At 62.4% G+C, this 2,242-nt stretch carries 1 protein-coding gene and 1 pseudogene; one reads left to right on the top strand and one right to left on the bottom strand.

Annotated elements, in window-relative coordinates; translation table 11 throughout:
- Nucleotides 1-156: 156 nt before the first annotated feature.
- A pseudogene (locus ACWDAG_RS47705) lies at nt 157-390 on the bottom strand (transposase); the annotation flags it as partial.
- A gap of 495 nt (nt 391-885) precedes the next feature.
- On the opposite strand from ACWDAG_RS47705, the gene ACWDAG_RS47700 reads away from it, so the two are divergent.
- On the top strand, nt 886-1,275 hold the full coding sequence (locus ACWDAG_RS47700) for a hypothetical protein (RefSeq protein ID WP_450701861.1): 390 nt from the start codon (nt 886-888) through the stop codon (nt 1,273-1,275).
- The last annotated feature ends 967 nt before the right edge of the window (nt 1,276-2,242 follow it).

Below are 2,242 nucleotides of genomic sequence, written 5' to 3'. Positions count from 1 at the left end.
CCGTTCTTGCCGCGCGGTCGGATTCGGTCCCGTCAGCTGCCCCCTTTGAGGGCACGGACGCTGACGGAGTCGATCGCGCACCGCGACCAGTCCAGCTCGCCGCGGGAGCCGAGTTCGTCGAGGACCAGGCGGTGGACCATGGCCCACACCCTGGCCTCGGCACTCGGTGAATCGACGAAAGGCGGTCACTCCCGACAGTCCGAAGCCCGGCGGCAGTTGGTTCCAGGTGCACCCCGAGGCGGCCACGAAGATGATCGCGGCCAATACCTCGCGGTCACCTCGCCGACGCCGTCCCCCGCCCTGCGGCCGTTCCGGAGCTGGTGGAACTACCCGCTGAAACAGCTCCCATAGATCCTCTGGCGCCAAACGCTCCACAAGCGCAGCAGTCATTGCCCCAGAGCGTCGCAAGATCACGCCAACTGAAATAGCGTCTTATGGGCCGCCAACGCTCCGCGCGCAGCCCCTTCGGACGCCTACGCGGCATCGGCCTTTCGGGTCAACATGCCGTCATCTTGCCACGGTCCGTACTACCCGCGCATGCGATCACTGCGAGCCTGCTCCGCTTCGAGTGCTCTTACTTCTCACCGATATCCCTGCACTCTCTGGACGACGAGTGACGCCGGAACTCACCAACATGTGCTCTCGCTCAAGACCTACGCAGCCAGTTGGCTGACTCCCGAGTCGATTCGAGGAGGATCGAATTCCTAGACGATGCAAGGCACCTGTTGCAGGGTTGGCGAGGGCGAGGGCGAGGGCGGCGCGTCGAGACCCCCGACCGGTCACACATGAACGGTTCCTGACCTGTTCGCACGTCTGACTGACGGGCTTGAATGTATCGAGACTCTGACCCGACCTGGAAAGCAATTTCCTCAGCAAGGAGAAGCCATGAGAATGAAGCAACGGAGATGGCTGCGGAGATTTTCCGTGCTGCTCACTGCTTTGGCAGGGGTCATCACATTCGGCTACAGTCCCGCACAGGCGTCAGACACGTGCGAAAATCTCGGCAACGGTCGGCTGTGCGTGGCCATTACACCCGTCAATGCACAAGGCGCGATTCAGGTCATCTACACGAAGACCGGCGGGCCTATAGTCTACGGACACCTTGCGTGGGCAACGACGAGTTCGGGTGACTACGGCTCGCCGGATATCTACATGTCCGCCGGCAACACGTATTACCACACATGGCCCACATGGGTGGGCCCCGGATATGTACAAGGCGTCATCTGGACGGACCGGTATGGACGCCTTGACACCCAATACGTGAAGGTCACCTGACCAAAGTTGGCGCCTGCCCTCTGTGGACCGTCTTGGAGCGCAACAGCTGGTTGTCCGACATCGGTGATGGAATGCGCCGCGTGACGCGACCTTACGTCAGCTGTCGACGGCGGACAGCGTACCCAGCCAAACCTTCCTCCCGACGAACCACAGAGGGACGCTGCCGCGCGGAAAATGCCAGGGGCCGCATCTGCGCTTACGCGGCTGCCGGCCCCCGGACCGGCGTTCAACCCAGCCACCAGACGAGGGAAACTGAAGCGCGCTACCCGGTCTTCCCCAGGGTTGATGTGCTGGAGGTTGCGAGGCCTGGCGGCCGGTTCCACGTCACCCCCCGGTCGACAGCCTGCGGGTGCATGGTCAGCCTGCTGGCATCCCCTCTGCTGCCACTTGTCCCGCGCCGGTTGAAGGATGAGTGAGGAATGGGGGCGGGGGCGGGTGGAGCGGCGGCCTCGGGGAATCGGGGGCGGCCTGGTGACTGTCGCGCGTCGGCTCCCGCGCCGGTGTGGGGCTGGGCGGCCCGGACTCGAGGCCTGGAGGGGTGAGGCTGCTGGCGGGGGTGGAGTTGGGGTCGCCTGTCTCGGCATGGGCTGTGCCGTTGGTTTTTGGGAATGATTCGAGGGACGTATTCTTGACCTCCGTTGGAAGTGAGAGAATTAAGGGGAAGTCAGTTCACAATGTCGTGGCAGAGGATTCGAGGAATGCGGTATTCGTAATAGAGGTTGGGTTTCTGAGTGCATGTCAGTTTTTACTGAGATTCTCTCGAAACGATTGCAGTTCATCGCCTAGCCACCTAGCCGCGCTTTCCAGAAATTCGCGGAGCGAATTTCTGGAGGAATTGCGGAGCAATTCCACGGATCGTCACGGAGTGACGATCCGTCAACTCCCTTGCGGAGCAAGGGAGTTCCCGTCGCGTAGCGACGGCGTGCATGACCAGCCCCGCATGACCAACAAGAACGCAAGAGCGACG

This window comes from Streptomyces sp. NPDC001157 (assembly GCF_053598255.1).
This window is presented reverse-complemented; position numbering and strand designations above follow the sequence as displayed.

Coding starts and splice junctions, on each gene's coding strand:
- ACWDAG_RS47700 (WP_450701861.1), top strand. CDS start 886: ATGAGAATGAAGCAACGGAGATGGCTGCGGAGATTTTCCGTGCTGCTC.